General features: G+C 66.1%; 21 protein-coding genes. 13 read left to right on the forward strand and 8 right to left on the reverse strand.

Annotation, left to right across the window (positions count from 1 at the left end):
- Positions 1 to 75: 75 nt before the first annotated feature.
- The 3 genes from malQ to pyc all read left to right on the forward strand — a co-directional run bounded on the left by malQ (position 76) and on the right by pyc (position 8098).
- A complete protein-coding gene (gene malQ, locus NDN16_RS10850) occupies positions 76 to 1839 on the forward strand; it encodes a 4-alpha-glucanotransferase (RefSeq protein WP_251113637.1) in 1764 nt (587 codons plus the stop codon).
- Entirely contained in the window at positions 1836 to 4532 is a 2697-nt protein-coding gene (treY, locus tag NDN16_RS10855; RefSeq protein ID WP_251113638.1) for a malto-oligosyltrehalose synthase, read from the forward strand. The genes malQ and treY overlap by 4 nt, the downstream gene beginning before the upstream one ends.
- A 110-nt stretch (positions 4533 to 4642) precedes the next feature.
- Positions 4643 to 8098 carry a pyruvate carboxylase gene (pyc, locus tag NDN16_RS10860; RefSeq protein ID WP_251113639.1) on the forward strand — a complete coding sequence of 1152 codons (3456 nt, stop codon included), beginning with the start codon at positions 4643 to 4645 and terminating at the stop codon, positions 8096 to 8098.
- 13 nt (positions 8099 to 8111) lie between these two features.
- Here the strand turns inward: pyc and NDN16_RS10865 are convergent, their stop codons facing one another.
- Positions 8112 to 8270 carry a DUF3309 family protein gene (locus NDN16_RS10865; protein ID WP_251113640.1) on the reverse strand — a complete coding sequence of 53 codons (159 nt, stop codon included), beginning with the start codon at positions 8268 to 8270 and terminating at the stop codon, positions 8112 to 8114.
- Positions 8271 to 8350: 80 nt separating this feature from the next.
- On the reverse strand, positions 8351 to 8509 hold the full coding sequence (locus NDN16_RS10870) for a DUF3309 family protein (protein WP_251113641.1): 159 nt from the start codon (positions 8507 to 8509) through the stop codon (positions 8351 to 8353).
- Between the two features lie 119 nt (positions 8510 to 8628).
- Between NDN16_RS10870 and ispG the strand changes: the two genes are divergently transcribed.
- Together ispG and NDN16_RS10880 are read left to right on the forward strand one after the other, a co-directional pair.
- Positions 8629 to 9885 carry a flavodoxin-dependent (E)-4-hydroxy-3-methylbut-2-enyl-diphosphate synthase gene (gene ispG, locus NDN16_RS10875; protein ID WP_435301087.1) on the forward strand — a complete coding sequence of 419 codons (1257 nt, stop codon included), beginning with the start codon at positions 8629 to 8631 and terminating at the stop codon, positions 9883 to 9885.
- 12 nt (positions 9886 to 9897) lie between these two features.
- Positions 9898 to 10755 carry a lytic transglycosylase domain-containing protein gene (locus tag NDN16_RS10880; RefSeq protein WP_251113642.1) on the forward strand — a complete coding sequence of 286 codons (858 nt, stop codon included), beginning with the start codon at positions 9898 to 9900 and terminating at the stop codon, positions 10753 to 10755.
- A gap of 18 nt (positions 10756 to 10773) precedes the next feature.
- Here NDN16_RS10880 and NDN16_RS10885 read toward each other — a convergent pair whose 3' ends face one another.
- Positions 10774 to 11685, reverse strand: coding sequence for a polyprenyl synthetase family protein (locus NDN16_RS10885; protein ID WP_435301088.1), 912 nt, complete (start codon positions 11683 to 11685; stop codon positions 10774 to 10776).
- A 109-nt stretch (positions 11686 to 11794) separates the two neighbouring features.
- Between NDN16_RS10885 and mtgA the strand changes: the two genes are divergently transcribed.
- Complete coding sequence (mtgA, locus tag NDN16_RS10890) at positions 11795 to 12541, forward strand: monofunctional biosynthetic peptidoglycan transglycosylase (RefSeq protein WP_285292596.1); 747 nt, start codon at positions 11795 to 11797, stop codon at positions 12539 to 12541.
- Between the two features lie 217 nt (positions 12542 to 12758).
- On the forward strand, positions 12759 to 12938 hold the full coding sequence (gene rpmF, locus NDN16_RS10895) for a 50S ribosomal protein L32 (protein ID WP_039195390.1): 180 nt from the start codon (positions 12759 to 12761) through the stop codon (positions 12936 to 12938).
- A 95-nt stretch (positions 12939 to 13033) separates the two neighbouring features.
- On the opposite strand, the gene phaR is transcribed toward rpmF, so the two are convergent.
- Entirely contained in the window at positions 13034 to 13642 is a 609-nt protein-coding gene (gene phaR / locus NDN16_RS10900) for a polyhydroxyalkanoate synthesis repressor PhaR (protein WP_251113644.1), read from the reverse strand.
- A gap of 220 nt (positions 13643 to 13862) precedes the next feature.
- Here phaR and NDN16_RS10905 point away from each other — a divergent pair, with 220 nt between their 5' ends.
- Together NDN16_RS10905 and phbB are read left to right on the forward strand one after the other, a co-directional pair.
- Positions 13863 to 15047: an acetyl-CoA C-acetyltransferase gene (locus NDN16_RS10905; RefSeq protein ID WP_251113645.1), complete on the forward strand. Its 1185-nt coding sequence runs from the start codon at positions 13863 to 13865 to the stop codon at positions 15045 to 15047.
- A gap of 54 nt (positions 15048 to 15101) precedes the next feature.
- Positions 15102 to 15827 carry an acetoacetyl-CoA reductase gene (gene phbB / locus NDN16_RS10910; RefSeq protein ID WP_251113646.1) on the forward strand — a complete coding sequence of 242 codons (726 nt, stop codon included), beginning with the start codon at positions 15102 to 15104 and terminating at the stop codon, positions 15825 to 15827.
- 34 nt (positions 15828 to 15861) lie between these two features.
- Here the strand turns inward: phbB and NDN16_RS10915 are convergent, their stop codons facing one another.
- On the reverse strand, positions 15862 to 16143 hold the full coding sequence (locus NDN16_RS10915) for a hypothetical protein (protein WP_251113647.1): 282 nt from the start codon (positions 16141 to 16143) through the stop codon (positions 15862 to 15864).
- 106 nt (positions 16144 to 16249) lie between these two features.
- On the opposite strand from NDN16_RS10915, the gene NDN16_RS10920 reads away from it, so the two are divergent.
- A complete protein-coding gene (locus tag NDN16_RS10920; RefSeq protein WP_251113648.1) occupies positions 16250 to 16522 on the forward strand; it encodes a hypothetical protein in 273 nt (90 codons plus the stop codon).
- Positions 16523 to 16526: 4 nt separating this feature from the next.
- Here NDN16_RS10920 and NDN16_RS10925 read toward each other — a convergent pair whose 3' ends face one another.
- From NDN16_RS10925 to NDN16_RS10935, 3 genes are read right to left on the reverse strand one after another with little or no spacing between them, the layout of a single operon-like run.
- Complete coding sequence (locus NDN16_RS10925; protein ID WP_251113649.1) at positions 16527 to 17255, reverse strand: LrgB family protein; 729 nt, start codon at positions 17253 to 17255, stop codon at positions 16527 to 16529.
- Complete coding sequence (locus NDN16_RS10930) at positions 17252 to 17635, reverse strand: CidA/LrgA family protein (RefSeq protein ID WP_251113650.1); 384 nt, start codon at positions 17633 to 17635, stop codon at positions 17252 to 17254. Before NDN16_RS10930 ends, NDN16_RS10925 begins: the two co-directional genes overlap by 4 nt.
- Positions 17636 to 17689: 54 nt before the next feature.
- Positions 17690 to 18610, reverse strand: a complete 921-nt coding sequence (locus tag NDN16_RS10935; RefSeq protein WP_251113651.1) for a LysR family transcriptional regulator — start codon at positions 18608 to 18610, stop codon at positions 17690 to 17692.
- A gap of 280 nt (positions 18611 to 18890) precedes the next feature.
- On the opposite strand from NDN16_RS10935, the gene NDN16_RS10940 reads away from it, so the two are divergent.
- Genes NDN16_RS10940 through NDN16_RS10950 form a run of 3 tightly spaced genes read left to right on the forward strand, consistent with a single transcriptional unit; the run spans position 18891 to position 21646 of the window.
- Entirely contained in the window at positions 18891 to 20096 is a 1206-nt protein-coding gene (locus NDN16_RS10940; protein ID WP_251113652.1) for an ABC transporter substrate-binding protein, read from the forward strand.
- A gap of 18 nt (positions 20097 to 20114) precedes the next feature.
- Positions 20115 to 20909 (forward strand): ABC transporter ATP-binding protein, encoded by a 795-nt coding sequence (locus NDN16_RS10945; RefSeq protein WP_251113653.1) that lies wholly within the window; start codon positions 20115 to 20117, stop codon positions 20907 to 20909.
- The gene (locus NDN16_RS10950) at positions 20906 to 21646 is read left to right on the forward strand and encodes an ABC transporter ATP-binding protein (RefSeq protein WP_251113654.1); all 741 of its coding nucleotides are present in this window, start codon (positions 20906 to 20908) and stop codon (positions 21644 to 21646) included. The genes NDN16_RS10945 and NDN16_RS10950 overlap by 4 nt, the downstream gene beginning before the upstream one ends.
- Positions 21647 to 21650 lie beyond the last annotated feature (4 nt).

Below are 21650 nucleotides of genomic sequence, written 5' to 3' on the forward strand. Positions count from 1 at the left end.
GATGATCTGGTGTCTCTTGCGAGAAGCCACGGAATACAGACGCACTATACATCGGAGACCGGAGACGACAGGAGCTTGAGCGAGGGAGCCATCCGCTCCCTCCTGACCGTCATGGGCCTGGACCCGGATGAGGCGCAGCCGGGGAGTTTCGAAGCCGCCCGCCACGCACCAGACCTCGCCTGCGTGGCGCCGCAAGGCGACCCTTGCTGGGGCATCACCTGCCAGCTCTACAGCCTGCGGTCCTCCCGCACGGTCGGGCTGGGCGACTTCGAGGATCTCGCGCGGCTGGCCGAGATCGCCGGCAGGGCCGGGGCGGCGTTCCTGGGCGTCAACCCGCTGCATGCGCTGTTCTTCGCCAACCCTGGACACTACAGCCCGTATTCGCCATCGACCCGGCGTTTCCTGAACCCGTTCTATATCGCGGTGGATGCGCTGCCGGGCGGGGTCGAGGCGACGGCAGAGCTTGCGGCGGAAGATCCCTCGCTGTTCGATGGCCTCGACGGCGACCTGATCGACTATCCGCGCGCCGGGCGTGCGCGCGCCGCGGTGCTGCGGCGCATTTTCGACCGCGGCGAGGCCGCGGACGCCGGCGCATTGGACGAATTTCGCACACGGCATGGGGACGCCATCGAGAAATTCGCCCTGTTCGAGGCGCTGTCCATGCACTTCGCCGCGGGCGGCGGCAGCGCGGGATGGCATGGATGGCCGGAGGCCTTCCGCCATCCGGAGCACGACGCGGTACGCGCCTTCGCGGCCGAACACGCCGCGGACATCCTGTTCCATATCTGGCTGCAGCAGACGGCCGAAACGCAGCTTCGCAACGCGCAGAAGCGGGCGCTGGCGGCGGGCATGAGCATCGGGCTCTATCTCGATTTCGCGGTCGGCGTATCTCCGGACGGAGCGGAGACATGGGCCGACCCGGACGTGACGATGCCGGATGCGCGTGTGGGTTCGCCGCCGGACATGTTCAATGCCTCCGGCCAGGACTGGGGGCTGGCGCCGTTGTCGCCGGAGGCGCTGGCCAAACGCAGCTACAGGCCGCTGGCCGAAGCCTACGACGCCCTGATGAAGAACGCCGGCGCGGTCCGCATCGACCATGTCATGGGGCTGGCCCGCCTGTGGTGGATCGCGCGCGGCCACGACGCGCGCGACGGCGGCTATGTCCGCTACCCGCTGGGCGACATGGTGGACGTGGCGGCCAGGGCATCGCGCGCCAATGGATGCATCGTCATCGGCGAGGATCTCGGCACCGTTCCGGAAGGGTTCCGGCCCGTCATGCAGGCGGCCAACATCCTGTCCTATCGGGTGCTCTATTTCGAAAAGCGCATGTGGGAAGGCTTCATCCCGCCGGCCCGGTATCCTGTCGGCTCGCTGGCTTGCATCTCGACGCACGATCTGGCGACGCTGGCCGGCTGGTGGGCCGCAAGCGACATCGCCTTGCGTGCCGATACAGGGCGCCAGGACGAGGAATCGACCCGGCGCGACCGAGCCGAGCGGGACGACGACCGCCGCGCCCTCCTGCACGCGCTCAGGCTGGAAGGGCTGTTGCCCGGAGATTTCGTGGGGCCGCTCGATACCGGCTCGGCGCTGCCTGACACGTTGCCGCTTGACCTTGCGCTGGCGATCCATCGCTTCGCCGCGCGGACGCGCTCGCATCTCTTCGCCGTGCAACTCGACGACATGGTGATGGCCCTGCGCCAGCCCAACCTGCCCGGCACCACGGACGCCTATCCCAACTGGCGCATTCGCGGCGACGTCCCCCTCGAAGCCCTCGAGGACCATCCGACATTCAAGGTCATGGCTGCCGCCATGCGCGAGGAAAGGCCACGACACACATGACGAGCCGCACGCTGACCGCGACCTATCGGCTGCAATTTCGCAACGGCGTCGGCTTCGACGCCGCCCGCGATCTGGTGCCCTACCTTGCCGAGCTGGGGGTAAGCCATTTCTACGCTTCGCCGGTGTTCGAAGCGTCGCCCGGCTCGACGCACGGCTATGACGTGGTCGACTACAACCGCTTCGAGCCGGACCTCGGCGGCGATGCGGGCTTCGACGCACTGTCCGACGCGCTGCGGGAAGCGGGCCTCGGCCTTATCCTGGATTTCGTGCCAAACCATATGGGCGTTTCCCCGGCGAACGGCTGGTGGGAAGACGTGTTGCGCTGGGGGTCGGAGAGCCGCCATGCGGGCACGTTCGACATCTCCTGGGAGGCGGAGAAGATCCTGATCCCCGTTCTGGGCCAGCCCTACGGGGAAGCGCTCGAAAACGGGGATCTTGCGGTCGTGCTTGATGTGGGCCGCCGTGAACTGAGGTTCTCGGCCTCCGGCTACGAATTGCCGGTCGACCCGCGCACCTTCCCCGATATTTTCGGCTTTCTCGATCATCCCCAGCGCGAGCCGTTGATCCGCCTGTTTGCGGGCGCCGAACCCGCCGATGGCGACGACCTGACCGAGCGCCTTGGCGAACTCCTCGACGAGCCCGGCTTTCTCGCCGCCTTCGAGCAGGCAGTCGCCAGCACGAACGCCGACAAGGCGGCGCTGCACGCCCTGCATGAGCGCCAGCATTGGCGGCTGGCCTGGTGGCGTCTCGCCCGCGAGAAGCTCTCCTATCGGCGCTTCTTCGAGATCGCCGATCTCATCGGCGTCCGGCAGGAGGTGCGTCGCGTCTTCCGCGAGAGCCACCGCACGATCCTGCGGCTGGCGCGCGAGGGGCGTCTCGACGGCATCCGCATCGACCATGTCGACGGCGTCGCCGATCCGAAGGGCTATCTCGGCGATCTGCGATCGGCTCTCGACCGGGCCGGAGCGGACGAGGCCGTCATCCATGTCGAGAAGATCCTGACCGGCCCGGAGCGCATCCGGCGTAGCTGGAACGTCGAGGGAACCACCGGCTACGAGTTCATCTCGGCCATTTCCGGCCTTTATGTCGATGCCGCCCGCGAAGCGGAGATGACGCAAGCCTACGATGCCTTCGTCGGCGGCGAGGCGACCCTGGAAGCGCAGGTGCACAAGCAGAAGCGCTACATCTTCAGCCACAACCTGGCCGGGGAGTTGTCGGTGCTGACCGACATAGCCCTTTCTGTCGCCCGGCTGGGCCTGGCGACGCGCGATTTCGGCTCCGATACGCTGCAGCGGGCGATCCTCGAGATCGCGACGGCGCTACCGGTCTATCGGACCTATTCCGGCATCGACGGCATCCCCGCCGAGGATGTCGAGATCATCGACGGCGCGGTCGCCTGGGTCCAGGCGGCCCGCAAGGTGGAAGCGGACGAGCCGGTCGCCTTCGTCGGCCGGCTCCTGAAGCTCGACTTCGAAGACGGCGCGGCCATGGCCGGCGCGCTCGACTTCACCCGCCGCTTCCAGCAGACGACCGGCGCGGTGATGGCGAAGGCCGTCGAGGATACCGTCTTCTATCGCTGGAACCGGTTGATCGCCTTGAACGAAGTCGGTGGAGAGCCCGACCATTACGGGGCCGATGTCGACACCTTCCACGAGGCGATGCGGATTCGGCTGGAAGACCAGCCGGAGGGGCTCCTGGCCTTGTCGACGCATGACACCAAGCGGGGCGAGGACGCGCGGGCGAGAATCTATACGATCAGCCAGGCCCCCGACATATGGGCCGACATCGTTCGGCAGGCGGCACAGGCGCTGGCGCCGTTCCGCGTGACGCTCGACGACGGTGGCCTGTCGCCGGACCCGGCGACCGAATGGGGGTTCTATCAGTCGCTGCTTGGGGTGCTGCCAGCCGACTTCGACCCCTTCGACGCGGCTGCCCGCGACGACATCCGCCAGCGGATGCGCGCCTTCATGGAAAAGGCCGTGCGGGAGGCCAAGCAATTTACAAGCTGGACCGCGCCGAACGAGCCATACGAAGAGGCATTGCATGCCTTCGTGGATGCCGCTTTCGAGCCGGCATTCCTTGAAACCTTCTGGCAGCGGGTACAGCCTTTCGTCGTGGCCGGCGCGTTGACGAGCCTGTCCCAGACACTGATCCGGCTGGGCGCGCCGGGCGTGCCGGACATTTATCAAGGTACGGAATTCTACGACTACAGCCTCGTCGACCCCGACAATCGCCGGCTCGTCGATTTCGATGCGCGCCGCGCGGCGCTGCGGGGGGGCGAACCGGTCGGCGTTGCGGCAGCGCATTGGCGCGACGGTTGCGTCAAGGCGCGGCTGACGGCGGTCGGGCTGGCGGTGCGTGCGTCTCGACCCGGCCTCTTCACCGTCGGCGATTATCTTCCCCTGAAGGTGGAGGGTGCGGCAGCATCGCAATTCGTGGCCTTTGCCCGGTCGAGCGGCGACGATGCCGCGATCATCGTCGCGCCGCGCCTTTGCCTGACGCTGATGGGGGGGCGTTCCGACCTTTCCGGCATCGCGCTCGGAGATACGCGCGTGATCCTGCCGGCGGCGTTGGCCGGGCGGCGGATGGTCGACGCCGTCACGGGCGATCCGGTGACCGCCACGACAGAGATGCCGCTTGCGGATCTGTTCGACGGCCTGCCGCTGGCCTTCCTGAGCATGCCACGCGGGTGAACGCCCGTTCGCGGAATCCTACTTGCAATCTCGCGTGATCGACCCTCAATCTTGCGCTGCAACAAAAACAGCCATGTCGGCTCGCATATGTGCAGTGGAGGGGACATTCCGTGACGATAGCCAAGATCCTGGTCGCCAACCGGTCCGAAATCGCCATCCGGGTATTTCGGGCAGCCAACGAACTGGGCTTGAAGACCGTGGCCGTGTGGGCGGAGGAGGACAAGTATGCGCTCCATCGCTTCAAGGCCGACGAATCCTATCAGATCGGCCGTGGCCCGCATCTGACGCGCGATCTCGGCCCCATCGAAAGCTATCTCTCGATCGAGGAGATCATCCGCGTCGCCCGCATTTCGGGCGCCGATGCGATCCATCCCGGATATGGCCTCCTGTCGGAAAGTCCGGAATTTGCCGACGCCTGCGCCGAAGCCGGCATAACCTTCATCGGCCCGCGTCCGGACACGATGCGCCGGCTCGGAAACAAGGTGGCCGCGCGAAATCTGGCCATCGGGGTGGGCGTACCGGTGGTGCCGGCGACGGACCCTTTGCCCGACGACATGGAGGAGGTGCGCCGACTGGCGGCCGGAATCGGCTACCCGGTCATGCTGAAGGCATCATGGGGCGGCGGCGGGCGCGGCATGCGCGCCATCCGGGCGGAAGCGGACCTCGAGCGCGAGGTCATGGAGGGCAAGCGCGAGGCGCGGGCCGCCTTCGGCAAGGACGAAGTCTATCTCGAGAAGCTGGTCGAGCGCGCCCGTCACGTGGAAGTGCAGGTTCTCGGCGATACGCACGGCAATGTGGTGGACCTGTTCGAACGCGACTGCTCGATCCAGCGGCGCAACCAGAAGGTGGTCGAACGGGCGCCGGCCCCCTATCTCTCCGATCCGCAGCGCCGCGAACTGGCGGCCCATGCCCGCAAGATCGCCGAGGCCACCGATTATGTCGGGGCGGGCACGGTGGAATTCCTGATGGATGCCGATACCGGCGCCTTCTACTTCATCGAGGTGAATCCGCGCATCCAGGTCGAGCATACGGTGACGGAGGAAGTCACCGGCATCGATATCGTGAAGGCGCAGATCCATATCCTGGACGGTCACGCCATCGGCACGCCGGAATCCGGCGTTCCGGCGCAGGCCGATATCAAGCTGAACGGCCACGCACTGCAGTGCCGCATCACGACGGAGGATCCGGAACACAATTTCATTCCGGATTACGGCCGCATCACCGCCTATCGCGGCGCAACGGGCTTCGGCATACGGCTCGACGGCGGCACCGCCTATTCCGGCGCGGTGATCACCCGGTTCTACGATCCGCTGCTCGAGAAGGTCACGGCCTGGGCGCCGACGGCCGAGGAGGCTATCGCGCGGATGGACCGCGCCCTGCGGGAATTTCGGATCCGTGGCGTCGCCACCAACCTCACCTTCCTGGAAGCGATCATCGGCCACCCGCAATTTCGCGACAACAGCTATACGACCCGTTTCATCGATACGACGCCCGACCTGTTCCGGCAGGTGCGCCGGCGCGACCGCGCGACCAAGCTTCTGACCTATCTGGCCGATGTCACGGTGAACGGCCACCCGGAAACGCGCGGACGGCCGCGGCCGGCCGCGGATCTGCGCCGTCCGCAGGCGCCCTTGTTCGACGCACAGATCGCGCCCGGCACGCGCCAGAAGCTGGATGAACTGGGTCCGCGCGGCTTTGCCGACTGGATGCTGGCCCAGAAGCGCGTGTTGATGACCGACACGACCATGCGCGACGGCCACCAGTCCCTCCTGGCCACCCGCATGCGCACCTTCGACATCGCCGCGGTGGCCGATTCCTATGCACGGGGCCTGCCGCAACTGCTCAGCCTGGAATGCTGGGGCGGTGCGACCTTCGACGTTTCCATGCGCTTCCTGACGGAAGACCCCTGGGAGCGGCTGGCGCTGATCCGCCAGCGCGCGCCCAACATCCTGTTGCAGATGCTGCTGCGCGGCTCCAACGGGGTCGGCTATACCAACTATCCCGACAATGTGGTGAAGCGCTTCGTAGCGGAGGCGGCGCGTGGCGGCATCGACCTGTTCCGCGTGTTCGACTGCCTCAACTGGGTCGAGAACATGCGCGTATCGATGGACGCCGTGCTGGAGGCGGACAAGCTCTGCGAGGGTGCGCTTTGCTATACGGCGGACCTGTTCGACGAAACCCGCCCGACCTACAGCCTGAAATATTATGTCGACCTGGCGAAGGAACTGGAGAGCGCCGGCGCGCATATCCTCGGCGTCAAGGATATGGCCGGCCTGCTCAAACCGGCGGCGGCGCGTGCGTTGTTCCGGGCCCTGAAGGACGAGATCTCGATCCCCATCCATTTCCATACGCATGATACGTCGGGTATTGCGGCGGCCACCGTGCTGGCCGCGATCGAAAGCGGCGTCGACGCGGTGGATGCGGCGATGGATGCGCTGTCCGGCAATACGTCCCAGCCGTGCCTGGGCTCCATCGTCGCGGCGCTGGAAGGCAGCGAGCGCGACCCTGGCCTGTCGCAGGAGGCGATCCGGCGCATCTCCTTCTATTGGGAGGCGGTGCGTGGGCAATATGCCGCCTTCGAAAGCGACCTGAAGGGACCGGCTTCGGAGGTGTATCTCCACGAGATGCCGGGAGGACAGTTCACCAACCTCAAGGAGCAGGCGCGCTCGCTCGGGCTCGATACGCGCTGGCACCAGGTGGCGCAAACCTATGCGGACGTGAACCGGATGTTCGGCGATATCGTCAAGGTGACGCCTTCGTCCAAGGTCGTCGGCGACATGGCCCTGATGATGGTGTCGCAGGACCTGACCGTCGCCGAGGTGCAGGACCCGGCCAGGGAGATCGCCTTTCCGGAATCGGTCGTCTCGATGCTCAGGGGCGATCTCGGCCAGCCGCCGGCCGGCTGGCCCGAGGCGCTGCAGAAAAAAGCCCTCAAGGGCGATACGCCGATCACCGTGCGGCCCGGCGCGCTGATCGCCGCCGCCGACCTCGATGCGGAGCGGCGGGCCGTGGAGGAGAGGCTGGGAGCCGAAATCGACGACCAGGCATTCGCAAGCTACCTGATGTACCCCAAGGTCTTTACCGACTTCGCCCTTGCAGCCGACAGGTACGGGCCGGTGTCCGCACTGCCGACCCTGAATTATTTCTACGGGATCGCGCAGGAGGAGGAGATCCTCATAGACCTGGAGCGCGGCAAGACGCTCGTCCTGCGCTGCCTCGGCATCGGCGATACGGACGAGAAGGGCATGCGCACCGTCTTCTTCGAATTGAACGGCCAGCCGCGGCGCATCAAGGTTCCGGATCGTTCGCGCGCCGATTCCGTGATCGCGCGCGCCAAGGTGGACCCGACCAACGCCAACCAGATCGGCGCGCCGATGCCGGGTGTCGTCTCCACGCTGTCGGTCTCTCCGGGCCAGAGCGTCAAGGCGGGCGACGTGCTCCTGTCCATCGAGGCCATGAAGATGGAGACCGCGCTCCACGCCGAACGCGACGGGGTCATCGAATCCGTCAACGTCAAGGCGGGAGACCAGATCGACGCCAAGGATCTCCTGGTCAGTTTCGCCTGAAGCCGGAAACGATCTAGATGCGGCCGAGCAGCAGCAGGATGAGGACGACGATCAGAACGAAGCCCAGAATGCCGCTCGGCCCGTATCCCCAGCTTCTCGAATAACCCCAGCTTGGAAACGCGCCGATCAGAAGCAGCACGAGAATGATGATGAGGATCGTTCCGAGGGACATGGCGCGCAGCTCCGCGAACTCTGGGTCTTCCATAAAGGTAGCGGGAAGGCCGCCGGTTCCATCGCTGCCGCCGGTCACGATCAGATGATCTGCGTTACCCAGGCCAGCACGGCGATCGTCAGGACGATGCCGGCCACGATGGCCGGCCGCGGGCTGAGATCGCGCGACCATGGCCAGACGGGCCACGACGCGATGAAAAGCAGGAGAGCGGCAAGATTGACGATGGCGCCGAAGGACATGGCTGGCTTCCGATTGCATGACATCCGGGCAGGGCGAGGCAGCGATGCCGCATGCCATTTTCCCGCCCGGTGAAGCCCTATATGGTGTGCACGACCAGAGGCAAGCCCGGACGCCATCGATGACCATGATGCAGGATATTATCGCAGACCCGTTGCCACGCCGGCCCACGGTGGGCGTCGACGTGGGCGGCGTACGCGTCGGCGGCGGTGCGCCCGTGGTCGTGCAGTCGATGACGAACACCGATACCGCGGATGTCGATGCGACGGTCAGGCAGGTGGCGCAGCTTGCCGGCGCCGGCTCGGAGATCGTCCGCATCACCGTGGACAGGCCGGAATCGGCCGCGGCGGTGCCGCGTATCCGCGAGCGCCTGGAAAGGCTCGGCCTCGATGTGCCGCTGGTGGGCGACTTCCATTATATCGGGCACAAGCTGCTGGCCGATCATCCCGATTGCGCGGCCGCGCTGGCGAAGTATCGCATCAATCCCGGCAATGTCGGCTTCAAGGACAAGAAGGACCGGCAGTTCGTCGATATCGTGGAGATGGCGATCCGGCATGGCAAGCCCGTGCGTATCGGCGTCAACTGGGGCTCCCTCGACCAGGAGCTGCTGACCCGCCTGATGGACGAGAACAACCGCCAGCCGACGCCGCGTCCCGCCCGGGCCGTCATGCGGGAAGCCATCATACAGTCGGCCCTGCATTCGGCGGCGCTGGCCGAGGAGACGGGACTGCCGCGCGAGCGCATCATCCTGTCGGCCAAGGTGTCGAACGTCCAGGATCTGATCGCCGTCTATCGCGACCTGTCGCGGCGCACCGACCACGCCATCCATCTCGGACTGACGGAGGCCGGCATGGGCTCGAAAGGCATCGTCGCCTCGTCCGCGGCGATGGGCATCCTGCTGCAGGAGGGCATCGGCGATACGATCCGGGTGTCGCTGACCCCGGAGCCGGGAGGCGACCGGACCCGGGAAGTGCAGGTGGCGCAGGAAATCCTGCAGACCATGGGCTTCCGCCAGTTCATTCCCATCGTCGCGGCCTGTCCGGGCTGCGGGCGCACCACCTCGACCCTGTTCCAGGAACTGGCCGAGACGATCCAGTCCGACATCCGCGCCGCCATGCCGGAATGGCGCGACCGCTATCCCGGGGTGGAGAGCCTGTCGGTTGCGGTGATGGGCTGCATCGTCAACGGCCCCGGCGAATCCAAGCATGCGGATATCGGCATCTCGTTGCCCGGCACGGCCGAAGTGCCCTCCGCGCCCGTCTACATAGAGGGGCAGAAGGTGGCCACGCTGCGCGGCGCGCATATCGCGGAAGAATTCCGCGTCATGGTGGCCGATTACATCGAGCGGCGCTTCGGCAGGCCAGCCGCGGCACAATAGGGGGCCGGTCCGTTGCGGTGGCTTCGTCTCCTGCCGGTTGCCGCCATGTCGTGGGCGATCGGCGCCATGGGCGCGGTCGCCGGCGAGACGGCGGAGGCGGATTCCCCCGTCGGCGCGATCTGCGACCTCATCGCCCTCAACGCCGCCGACGCGGGCATGTCGCCGGACTTCTTCGCCCGGCTGATCTGGAAGGAAAGCCGTTTCGATGCCGGGGCGATTTCGCCGGTCGGGGCGCGCGGCATCGCGCAATTCATGCCCTATACGGCCGCGGAGCGCGGCCTCGAAGATCCATTCGACCCGAAGCAGGCGATCCCGCATTCCGCCAGCTACCTTCGTGACCTGAAGGGCGAACTCGGCTCGTGGGGTCTGGCCGCGGCCGCCTATAATGGCGGCATCAACCGGGTGAAGCGGTGGATGCGGACCGGCGGGCGGCTTCCCTTCGAGACGGAGGACTATGTCCTGTCGATTACCGCCTATCCCGCAACCTGGTTTCGGGAAGAGGTGGGGCGCGATTTCGAGGCGAGGCCCCTGGACGCCGACCTGTCCTTCGACGAATCGTGCCGGCGGCTGCCGATCATGGAGACGCGCTCCGTCTTCGCGCTGGCGGAAAGCGCCCCGATGCGGCCATGGGGGGTGCAGGTGGCCGGCCATGTCAACGAGGCCATCGCGCTCCGCATCTATCGGCGGCTGCAGGATGCGCACCCATCCGTCCTCGGCGGCGTCGATCCGATCCTGATGCGTGCCCGCCCGGCGTCCGGTCCACGTCGCATCACGGCGGTGCGCGTCGGTGCCGACAGCCGGGCGGAGGCCAATGCCATCTGCACCCGGCTGCGTGGGGACGGCGGCGCCTGCATCGTGCTGCGCAATTAGGGTGGTTCCTTTACCGCTTCAGCGGTCGCGCCCGGCGATGAAGCGGGCGGCCTCGCGCAAGGTGGCTCCCCTCTCAGCGAAGGGAGACAGGAGCTCTTCCGCCTCCGACACGAGGTCCGACAGGCGATCGCGCGTCCATTGCAGCCCATGCAACGCCGGCAGTGTCTTCTTGCCCCTATCCCTGTCCTTGCCGGCGGCCTTGCCGAGGGTCGTCGCATCGGCCGTCTCGTCCAGAAGGTCGTCGGCAAGCTGGAAGGCCAGTCCGATCACCTCCCCGAACCGGCGCAGCCGTGCGCGTTCGTCCTGCGATGCATCCATCAGCACGGCGCCGGCTTCGCAGGCGAAGGCGATCAACGCGCCCGTCTTCATCGCCTGCATGCGGGCGATGGAAGTTTCATCCAGCGTATCGGTCTCGGCCATGAGGTCGAGCATCTGCCCGCCCGCCATGCCAGCCGCACCGGCGTCGCGTGAGAGGAGCGAAACGAGGGACAGCCGCGCCGCCGGGGACAGTTCGTCCGCCGAAGCGACGAGCCCGAAGGCGAGCGTCAGAAGGCTGTCGCCCGCAAGGATGGCCGTCGCCTCGTCGAAAGCCTTGTGCACCGTCGGACGGCCGCGCCTCACATCATCGTCATCCATGGCTGGCAGGTCGTCATGGATGAGCGAATAGCAGTGGATGCATTCCAGCGCGGCGGCAACCTGTACCGCGCCGGCCGGCGGAGCGCCGAAAAGGGCAGCCGATTCGAGGGTGAGGAAGGGGCGGAGCCGCTTGCCGCCGCCGAGCGCGCCATGGCGCATGGCATCCGCAAGCCGGGCCGGCATGCCCGCCAGAAGCGGCGCGGATGTGGACAATGCCTCGTCCAGCGCGCTCTCCACCGCTGCGGCAGTCGCGGCAAGCCTGTCGGAGAATGCCGGGGAATAGGAGCTTGTCACGAGGCGTGTTCCTGACCATGCTTGTGCGGGAACTCTCCGTGTGCCGGACTGGCCGTCGGCGGGCAAGGCCTTTACGCTGCGGCGCCGTGCCGCCGGGCGATGTGGTGACATGAGCGAACTGAATCTCGAGGCTGAACCGGAAAGGAAGCCAGAAGTGCGGAAGCGAACGTTCGGCGGGCGGCTGAAGCGATTCGCGGCGCTGCTCATCCTGGCGGTCGTGGCGCTGCCGCTGGTGCTGGTGCCGATTTATGCGCTGCCGTCGACGCGGCCCGTATCGACCCTGATGCTTTCGGAGCACTTCACCTTCCAGCCCTATGACAGGCAGTGGGTTCCGCTGGAGGACATCGCACCCGTCCTCGTGCGCTCGGTGATGATGTCGGAGGACGGCCAGTTCTGCGCCCATGGAGGCGTCGACTGGGCCGAGTTCGCCGGGGTCATGGACCAGGCCTTCAGCGGCGACGGGCCCAGCCGTGGCGCTTCCACCATACCGATGCAGACGGTGAAGAACCTGTTCCTGTGGAACGGCCGATCCTATGTGCGCAAAGGGCTGGAATTGCCCCTCGCCATGTATGCGGACACGATGTGGACCAAGCGCCGCATGATGGAAATCTATCTCAACGTCGCCGAATGGGGGCCGGGCGTCTACGGCATCGAGGCCGCATCGCGCTATTACTACAACCGGCCCGCTTCCGAACTGTCCGGCCGGCAGGCGGCGCTTCTGGCGGTCACCCTGCCGTCGCCCCTCTCGCGCGATCCGGCGCAACCCAGCGCAGGGCTGGCGCGGATGGCGGACCGCATCCAGGCGCGCGCCCGGGCGGCAGGAGATTACACGCAATGCCTGGAGCTCGGCCGCTGATGTCGCGAAGCGGGCAGGGGGACTTTTCTTTCGCCGCCGCTTTTGGTATTGGGCTGTCACGATTTCCCCGATGCAGGTGAATACGTGGGATTGCTTATGGGCGATCTACGGTCGGCTGCAACGTGGACGGTGCCGGAGCCGATCGAGCCCGACGCCGATGGCGACAACAAGACAGACAAGCGATGGGGCCGGAGCCGTCATCGCGACGGAGCACGACATGGCCGTACCCAAAAGAAAGACGACGCCTTCCAAGCGCGGCATGCGCCGCTCGGCCGATGCGCTGAGCGCGCCGACCTACGTCACGGACAAGAACTCGGGCGAGCTGCGCCGTCCGCACCACATCGACCTGAAGACGGGCGTCTATCGCGGCCGCCAGGTTCTGAAGGCGCAGGACTGAGTTTTCCAGCGGGGTCGTTGTGCGGCCCTGAAAGTCGGATATGACGAGAAGGCCGGTGCTTGCGCCGGCCTTCTTGCGTTGCGGCGGGACGGGTGTCAGGTCTTGCGGGAGTCCAGCGCCTCGATACGCTTCTGCATGTCGGCAAGCTCCTGCCGCATGGCCGCTAGATCCTCCGCGGGGGATGCGCCGCCGCCTGTCTTTCCCGCTGCGCGGGCAGCGCCGTTCTGTGCCGGTTGGCCCTCGGTCATCGCATTCGCGATAAAGGGGTTGAAGACGCTCATGGCCTGGCGGAACAATTCCGTGTTGCGGCGCACCTGATCCTCGATCAGCCGCGTCGTCTGCGCGACCGCCTCCGCCGGGTTGGTGCGGAAGCGCTCCTGCTCGTGCGAGAACGCCGTCATCGACTGTTCCAGATAGGCCGGTATCACCATCTGCATCTGGTCGCCGTAAAAGCGTATGAGCTGGCGCAGGAAGGTGATCGGCATCAGGTTCTGGCCGTTCTTGTTTTCCTGCTCGAAGATGATCTGCGTCAGGACGGAGTGGGTGATGTCTTCGCCGGTCTTGGCGTCCTGGACGACGAAGTCCTCGTTGCCCTTCACCATGGCGGCCAGGTTTTCCAGCGTCACGTACATGCTGGTGCCGGTGTTGTAGAGGCGCCTGTTTGCGTATTTCTTGATGACCGTCGTTTCGTTCCTGCGAGCCATAGTCTCTCTCCCGAGCATTGCGCCTCCGCGATGCGGCTTCGCCTCTGCGGGCGAATGCTGCACTGCCTAAAAGAACATACCGCCCATGACGCGGCAATCCAAACCTTTGTCATGCGGCCATGCTCTTTTGTACCGCGGCGTCCCTTCACAAATTCCCGCGTCCGGGTTTTGATGGGCGCGAAGGGCAGGCTCGATCTGCCTCCAAGGAGGAAGTTTCATCATGAGTGCCGCTCAATCCATCGTCATCGTCGGCGCCGCCCGCACGCCGGTCGGCTCGTTCAACGGCGCCTTCGCCAACGTCCCGGCGCATGAACTGGGCGCCGCCGCGATCGGTGGCGCGCTCGCCCGCGCCGGCGTGGACGCGGCGGAGGTGGACGAGGTGATCCTGGGCCAGATCCTACAGGCGGGCGAGGGACAGAACCCGGCCCGACAGGCGGCGATGAAGGCCGGCTGCCCGAAGGAGACGACCGCCTGGGCGCTGAACCAGCTATGCGGCTCCGGCCTGCGCGCCGTGGCGCTGGGCATGCAGCAGATCGCCCTGGGCGACGCCCGCATCATCGTGGCCGGAGGGCAGGAATCCATGTCCATGGCGCCGCACGCGGCGCATTTGCGCGGCGGCCAGAAGATGGGCGACCTGAAGCTGGTGGACACGATGCTGAAGGATGGCCTTATCGACGCCTTCCACGGCTATCACATGGGCATCACCGCCGAGAACGTCGCCCGCCAGTGGCAGATCACGCGTGACGAGCAGGACGGCTTTGCCGTGGCCTCGCAGAACAAGGCCGAGAAGGCGCAGGGCGAAGGCCGCTTCCGCGACGAGATCGTGCCCTTTACGGTGGCGGGCCGAAAGGGCGACACGGTCGTGGAGGACGACGAGTATATCAAGCCGGGTACGACGTTGGACAAGGTGCAGAAGCTGCGGCCGGCCTTCGACAAGGAAGGGTCCGTCACGGCGGCCAACGCCTCCGGTATCAACGATGGCGCGGCGGCGCTGGTGCTGATGTCCGAGGAAGAGGCGTCACGCCGCGGACTGTCGCCGATGGCGCGCATCGTGTCGTGGGCGACGGCCGGCGTGGACCCGGCGCTGATGGGCTCCGGCCCGATCCCGGCATCGCGCCGGGCGCTGGAAAAGGCCGGATGGTCGATCGAGGATCTCGACCTCGTCGAGGCCAACGAGGCCTTTGCGGCACAGGCCTGCGCAGTCAACAAGGACCTCGGCTGGAACCCGGACATCGTCAACGTCAATGGCGGCGCCATCGCCATCGGGCATCCGGTCGGCGCTTCCGGTGCGCGGATCGCCAACACGCTGCTGTTCGAGATGCGTCGGCGGGGCGCGCGCAAGGGCCTGGCCACACTTTGTATCGGCGGCGGCATGGGCATCGCCATGTGTTTCGAAGCCATGTGAGAAAAAGAATCGTCCGGCAGCAAGGCCGGCGGCGTCGAGTGGGAGGACATGCGCATGCAAAGGACGGCAATCGTAACCGGTGGCACGCGCGGTATCGGCGCCGCCATCGCCAGGGCGCTTTCGGCGGCGGGCTACAAGGTCGCGGCCAATTACTGCGGCAACGAGGCGGTGGCCGAGCGCTTCACGGCGGACACGGGAATCGCCACTTTCAAGTGGGACGTATCCGACTACGACTCCTGCGGGCGGGGCATCGCAGCCGTCACGGAAGCGATGGGCCCGCCGGACATCCTCGTCAACAATGCCGGCATCACGCGCGACGCGATGTTCCACAAGATGACGCCGCAACAGTGGAACGAGGTGGTCGCCACCAATTTGACGGGCCTGTTCAACATGAGCCGCCTTGTCTGGGAGGGTATGCGCGAGCGGGAATTCGGCCGTATCGTCAACATTTCGTCGATCAACGGCCAGAAGGGCCAGATGGGGCAGGTCAACTACTCGGCTGCCAAGGCCGGCGATATCGGCTTCACCAAGGCGCTAGCCCAGGAAGGCGCCCGCAAGGGCATCACGGTCAACGCCATCTGCCCCGGCTATATCGACACCGACATGATGTCGACGATCTCGCAGGATGTCATGCAGAAGCATATCCTTCCGCAAATTCCCGTCGGGCGGCTGGGACAGGCGGACGAGATCGCCCGCACCGTGCTCTTCCTGGTGGACGAGGATGCCGGCTTCGTCACCGGCTCCACCGTTACGGTGAATGGCGGCCAGTATTTCGCCTGAGCGCCATCAGGCGCCGCTTCGTCCGCGGCACCCTTTATCGAACGGCTTCACCCGTGGCCGGACCCGGTACGGATACGAGGACGTAGCGCTGGCGGCGGCCGATGATCATCAGCGGTACGCTGGCGAAGGACAGGATGAGCGCGGCGGCGGCAAAAAGCCCGATGAGCGGATTGTCCTCCATCGCCGTCGTGTAGAACAACTGGTACGTCTCATACAGGAAGATCGGCGGGCAGAAGGTAAACAGCAAGGCGCCCGCATAGCCATGGGTGCGGAAACGTGTCGTCACCAACGTTTCGTTGTGGCCGGAAATGGTCATCTGTCCTCTCGCCTTGTCCTTCGGATCGACAATTTTCCGACCTAAACCTTGCGCCAGCCAATCGAACCCGGCAAGGCGCCGGACATGGGACAGCGGAGAAACCTCCATGCGCACCTTATCGACAGTCTCAATAGCCGCCCTGCTGCTTTCGGGATGTACCATGGCCGGCGGCGCGACGGCCTTTCGCGGCGATATCGTCGCCTATGACGACGCCCCCGTGTCGCGCTGCGACAATTATGCACGCCAGACCTATTACAACGCGCTGGAAGACTATTCCGACGACGGGGGCAGCCTGTCGTCCCGCCTCATGACGCGGCAGACCGCCGAGCGTGCCGCGGACCGCGCCTATGAGCGGTGCCGCCAGGGCCGGCTGAACTGAGGCGTCAGCGCATCAGGAGCCCGATGAGCGGCGGCAGGATGACCGATGTCGTGAGCGCGTTCAGGCCCATCGCGATGCCGGCGAAGGCTCCGGCCAGGGAGTCGACGGTAAAGGCGCGGGCCGTGCCGATGCCGTGCGAAGCCAGCCCGACGGCGAAGCCGCGCGCGGCATAATTGCGGATGCGCAAGGCGTTCATCATCGGTGTGACGATCAGCGCGCCGATGATCCCCGTCAGGATGCACATGGCGGCCGTCAGCGCCGGCTGGCCGCCGATGGCCTGCGAGATACCCATGGCGACGGGCGCGGTCGCCGATTTCGGCGCGAGCGACAGGATGGCGACGTCCGGCAGGCGCAGCCACCGCGCCATCAGGACGGTGACGGCGATGGCCGTCGCCGAACCGATGACCAACGCGGCCAGCAAGGGGACGAAATTGTCCATGATGACACGCCGTGCGCGGTAGAGCGGGATGGCGAGGGCGACGGTTGCCGGCCCCAGCAGAAAATGAACGAACTGCGCACCGTCGAAATAGCTTCGGTACGGCGTGCCAGTCATGGCAAGCAGCGCCGCGACGATGAGGATGGCGATCAACACCGGGTTGGCTGCGGGATTGCGGCCGGTGCGGATGGCGATCTCGTCGGCGACCAGCCAGGCCAGCAGCGTCACCGTTAGCCAGAGCAGCGGGGATGTGGAGAGGTAGGCCCATAGCTCGAAGGGCGTCGGCGTGCCGGTCATGTGTCGCCGCCGCCCTTCACCAGCCGGTGCACCCACAGGAAGGTGACCACCGTCACCAGCAGCGTCACGACCACCGAAACGATGAGGATTGCGGCGAAGGCCGCCGCGTTGCCGGCTAGAAGGCCGAGATGGTCCACGAGGCCGACGCCTGCGGGTACGAACAGAAGCCCCAGCATGCCGAGAATCTTGTCGGCCACGCCGCCGAGCGCGCCCTCAGGCCGCGCGTCGAGCACGGCGCCGCCGCGTCTGCCCACCGCCAGAAGCAGGGCGAACAGGATCAGCAACCCGATGACGGGACCGGGTACGGGCAGGGCGAAGCCCCGCGCGACGGCTTCGCCGGCAAGTTGGCATGCGAGTATGAGGGCGATGGGTTTCAGCATCTGGGCGAGGGCTCCCGGGAAACGCTCCAAGCGATGGCGGCAGGCGATGGAAGCTCAGCCGGAGAGGATCGGGCGCGCCATGAACATGTCCTCGAAGGCTGCGGCCTCCCGCCGGATGAAGTCGCGGACGACGCGGATGCGAGGCGCATCCGCCAGGTCTTCACGGCACGATAGCCAGTATTCGCGCTCGATATGCAACTCCTGCGGCAGTACCGGCGCCAGTTGCGGATAACCGCGCGCGATGAAATAGGGCAGGATGGTCATGCCATAGCCCGCCAGCCCCGCCGCGAGTTGGGCGATGATGCTGGAACTCTGATAGCCGGCGCGTTTGCCGGGCAGGATATCGCGCAGATAATCCAGCCCCGGCGCGAAGATCATGTCGTCGATATAACCGGCAAGGGGATGCTCCATCGCGTCGGCGCGGCTGCGGATGGGCGGATGCGATTCGAGATAGGATCGGCTGGCATAGACGAGCAGGCGATAGCGCGCGATCTTCTCCACCTGATAGGGCCCGGAGGCCGGCGGATGCAGGGCGACGGAGATGTCGGCCTCGCGCCGCGACAGGGACAGGATCTGCTGCAGCGTCATGAACTCGACCAGAAGACCGGGATTGCGCGCGGCGAAGTCCGGCAGGCGCGACGACAGGAAGAAACTGCCGAACCCCTCTGGCGTCGAAAGACGGATGACGCCACGCAGGGCCGCCTTCTCGCCCGAGATGGTTTCGTGCAGCCCGTCCGCGGTCTGCTCCATCGCCTGCGCGTGGGCGACGAGGCGCTCTCCGACGCCGGTCAGCGTATAGCCGCGCGGCGAGCGCTCGAAGAGGCGAAGCGACAGGGATTGCTCGAGCCTGTCGATCCGCCGCGACACGGTGACGTGGTTGCTCCGCAGGCGACGCGCCGCCGACGAGAGCTGGCCTGTCTGCGCAACCGCCAGAAAATACCGCAGATCGTCCCAATCGAAACCGGCCCCGGCCATGCAACCACGCTTTCGTACAATTGCCTGTACGAAACCGTACATTTCCTGTGCGGAAAATTCCATATGCGACGCAGCATGCCGATGCTAGCCTTTGGAACAGAGGTTGTGGCCGGTTCATCGCAGGAAACGGAGCCGCCCAATTCTCAGCCCGATCGCGACACAGAGCGCGGCGGGCGCCGGGAGGATGACGTATCGTGGCGCTCGACGCCGCGCCGCGGCCTTGGCCGCGACACTGCATCTCCCGTGGACCTGAGATCGTGGCACCCGGGAGGCTTCCTCAATGAACAAACTGTCCGTCCTCACTGCAGCCCTGCTGGCAGCCGTCGCCATGCCGGCGATGGCGCAGATATCCGACGATGTCGTCAAGATCGGCATCCTCAACGACCAGTCCGGCGTCTATGCCGATTTCGGCGGCCGCTGGTCCTACGAGGCGGCCCTGATGGCTGTGGAAGATTTCGGCGGAACCGTGAACGGCGCCAAGATCGAGGTGATCACCGCCGATCACCAGAACAAGCCGGACGTCGCCTCCAACATCGCCCGCCAGTGGTACGATACGGAGAATGTCGACACCATCATGGAACTGACGACATCCTCGGTGGCGCTTGCCGTGCAGGGCCTGTCCAAGGAAAAGAAGAAGATCACCATGGCGACCGGGCCGGCCACGACGGCGCTGACCGGCGAGCAGTGCAGCCCCTATGGCTTCCATTGGGCCTACGACACGCATGCATTGGCGGTCGGCACCGGCGGCGCCCTGGTGGAACAGGGCGGCGATACCTGGTTTTTCCTGACGGCGGACTACGCCTTCGGTTATTCGCTGGAAGAGCAGACGACGAAATTCGTCACCGAACACGGCGGCCAGGTGCTCGGCTCGGTCCGCCATCCGCTGTCGAACACCGACTATTCCTCCTTCCTGCTGCAGGCGCAGGCATCCGGCGCCAAGGTGATCGGCATGGCCAATGCCGGCCTGGATACGGCCAACACCGTCAAGCAGGCATCGGAATTCGGCATCGTGCAGGGCGGCCAGAAACTGGCTGCGCTGCTGTTCACGCTGGCGGAGGTGCATGGCCTCGGCTTGCAGGCGGCACAGGGGATCACCCTGACCGAAGGCTTCTACTGGGACCGTGACGACGAGAGCCGCGAATTCTCGCAACGCTTCTTCGAGCGCACGCAGCGCATGCCGAACATGGTGCAGGCCGGCACCTACTCCACCGTTACCCAGTATCTGAAGGCCATCGAGAAGGCCGGCACCGACGAGACGGAAGCAGTCGCCAAAGCGCTGCACGAAATGCCGGTGGACGACGTGTTCGGGCGCGGCGGCAAGGTTTTGCCCAATGGGCGCATGGTCTACGACATGTACCTGATGGAAGTGAAGTCGCCGGAGGAAAGCACCAAGCCGTGGGATTACTACAAGGTGCTTGCAACCATCCCCGGAGACCAGGCCTACCTGTCCGCAGAGGAAAGCGGCTGCCCGCTCGTGACGCAGTAAAGCGACATGGGGGCGCCGATGATTCGCGAGCGGGACACGACCGATGCGGCAGAGACCGGCGAGGCAGGAGCGGTGCTCCTGTCCTGCCGCGGGCTGCGCCGTGACTTCGGAGGGTTCACCGCCGTCAACAATGTCGATCTCGATGTGCGGCACGGGCAGGTCCATGCCCTGATCGGCCCCAACGGCGCCGGCAAGACGACGGTCTTCAACCTCCTGACCAAGTTCCTGCAGCCGACCAGGGGGCAGATCACCTTCGACGGCCAGGACATCACGCGTGCCTCGCCCTCCTCCGTGGCGCGCAAGGGGCTTGTCCGCTCCTTCCAGATCTCGGCCACCTTTCCTCACCTGACGGTTCTCGAAAACGTCCGGGTGGCGCTGCAGCGGCCGCGCGGCCTGGCTACACAGTTCTGGCGGCCGGTGTCTGCCCTCGACGTGTTGAACGCGCGGGCGCTCGAACTTCTCGAAGAAGTGGGATTGGCGGAAGCGCGAAACGCGCTGGCTGCCGATCTCTCCTACGGGCGCAAGCGCGTTCTGGAGATCGCCACGACCCTGGCGCTCGACCCGAAGGTCCTGCTGCTCGACGAACCGATGGCCGGCATGGGGCAGGAGGATATCGGAACGGTATCGGAGCTCATCCGGCGCGTCGGGCGGGAACGCGCCGTGCTGATGGTGGAGCATAATCTGAAGGTGGTCGCCAATCTGTGCCAGCGGATCACCGTGCTCCAGCGCGGCGAAATCCTGGCGGCCGGAGATTACCGGACGGTCTCCGGCGATCCGCGCGTTCGAAGCGCCTATATGGGAACACAGGAATGAGCCACGCCGCCACCTCCCATCGATCGACCGATGCAGGGCATGCCCTCCTTTCGGTGCGCGGCCTGAATGCCTGGTACGGCGAAAGCCATGCGCTGCACGGGGTGGACCTCGACATCGCCAGCGGCGAGACGATCACGCTGATCGGCCGCAACGGCGTCGGAAAGACCACCACCCTGCGCGCCATCATGGGCATAATCCCCAAACGCACCGGCGCCATCCGCTTCGACGGGCGCGACATGATGCCCGTGCCGCTGCATCGCACCGCCCATCACGGCATCGGCTTCGTGCCGGAAGAGCGCGGCATCTTCGCCTCGTTGACAGTCGAGGAGAACCTCACCTTGCCCCCGGTCGTCGGCAAGGGCGGCATGAGCCTCGACGAGATCTACGATCTCTTCCCGAACCTGCATGAGCGGCGCGGCTCGGGCGGCACGAAGCTGTCGGGTGGCGAGCAGCAGATGCTGGCCATCGCGCGCATCCTGCGGTCCGGCGTGCGCCTTCTCCTGCTGGACGAGCCCACCGAAGGGCTGGCTCCGGTGATCGTGGAGCGGATCGGCGAAATCCTGATCGAACTGAAGAAGCGCGGGCTGACCGTCCTGCTGGTGGAGCAGAACTTTCGCTTCGCGGCGCGCGTCGCCGACCGCTTCTACCTGATGGACCACGGCACGGTGGTGGACAGTTTCGCCACGCGGGATCTTGCCCATCACCAGCAACGCCTGAACGAAGTGCTGGGAGTCTGAGCGC

The organism is Aureimonas altamirensis, assembly GCF_023702225.1.
Classification (GTDB): Bacteria; Pseudomonadota; Alphaproteobacteria; order Rhizobiales; family Rhizobiaceae; genus Aureimonas; species Aureimonas altamirensis_B.

What these genes read in the sequence shown, in the direction of transcription:
- treY (WP_251113638.1), top strand. Translation starts at nt 1,836, where the DNA reads ATGACGAGCCGCACGCTGACCGCGACCTATCGGCTGCAATTTCGCAAC.
- NDN16_RS10865 (WP_251113640.1), bottom strand. Translation starts at nt 8,270, where the DNA reads ATGTCCCTCGGAACGATCCTCATCATCATTCTCGTGCTGCTTCTGATC.
- NDN16_RS10870 (WP_251113641.1), bottom strand. Translation starts at nt 8,509, where the DNA reads ATGTCCTTCGGCGCCATCGTCAATCTTGCCGCTCTCCTGCTTTTCATC.
- ispG (WP_435301087.1), top strand. Translation starts at nt 8,629, where the DNA reads ATGACCATGATGCAGGATATTATCGCAGACCCGTTGCCACGCCGGCCC.
- mtgA (WP_285292596.1), top strand. Translation starts at nt 11,795, where the DNA reads ATGAGCGAACTGAATCTCGAGGCTGAACCGGAAAGGAAGCCAGAAGTG.
- rpmF (WP_039195390.1), top strand. Translation starts at nt 12,759, where the DNA reads ATGGCCGTACCCAAAAGAAAGACGACGCCTTCCAAGCGCGGCATGCGC.
- phaR (WP_251113644.1), bottom strand. Translation starts at nt 13,642, where the DNA reads ATGGCTCGCAGGAACGAAACGACGGTCATCAAGAAATACGCAAACAGG.
- NDN16_RS10905 (WP_251113645.1), top strand. Translation starts at nt 13,863, where the DNA reads ATGAGTGCCGCTCAATCCATCGTCATCGTCGGCGCCGCCCGCACGCCG.
- phbB (WP_251113646.1), top strand. Translation starts at nt 15,102, where the DNA reads ATGCAAAGGACGGCAATCGTAACCGGTGGCACGCGCGGTATCGGCGCC.
- NDN16_RS10915 (WP_251113647.1), bottom strand. Translation starts at nt 16,143, where the DNA reads ATGACCATTTCCGGCCACAACGAAACGTTGGTGACGACACGTTTCCGC.
- NDN16_RS10920 (WP_251113648.1), top strand. Translation starts at nt 16,250, where the DNA reads ATGCGCACCTTATCGACAGTCTCAATAGCCGCCCTGCTGCTTTCGGGA.
- NDN16_RS10925 (WP_251113649.1), bottom strand. Translation starts at nt 17,255, where the DNA reads ATGACCGGCACGCCGACGCCCTTCGAGCTATGGGCCTACCTCTCCACA.
- NDN16_RS10930 (WP_251113650.1), bottom strand. Translation starts at nt 17,635, where the DNA reads ATGCTGAAACCCATCGCCCTCATACTCGCATGCCAACTTGCCGGCGAA.
- NDN16_RS10935 (WP_251113651.1), bottom strand. Translation starts at nt 18,610, where the DNA reads ATGGCCGGGGCCGGTTTCGATTGGGACGATCTGCGGTATTTTCTGGCG.
- NDN16_RS10940 (WP_251113652.1), top strand. Translation starts at nt 18,891, where the DNA reads ATGAACAAACTGTCCGTCCTCACTGCAGCCCTGCTGGCAGCCGTCGCC.
- NDN16_RS10945 (WP_251113653.1), top strand. Translation starts at nt 20,115, where the DNA reads ATGATTCGCGAGCGGGACACGACCGATGCGGCAGAGACCGGCGAGGCA.
- NDN16_RS10950 (WP_251113654.1), top strand. Translation starts at nt 20,906, where the DNA reads ATGAGCCACGCCGCCACCTCCCATCGATCGACCGATGCAGGGCATGCC.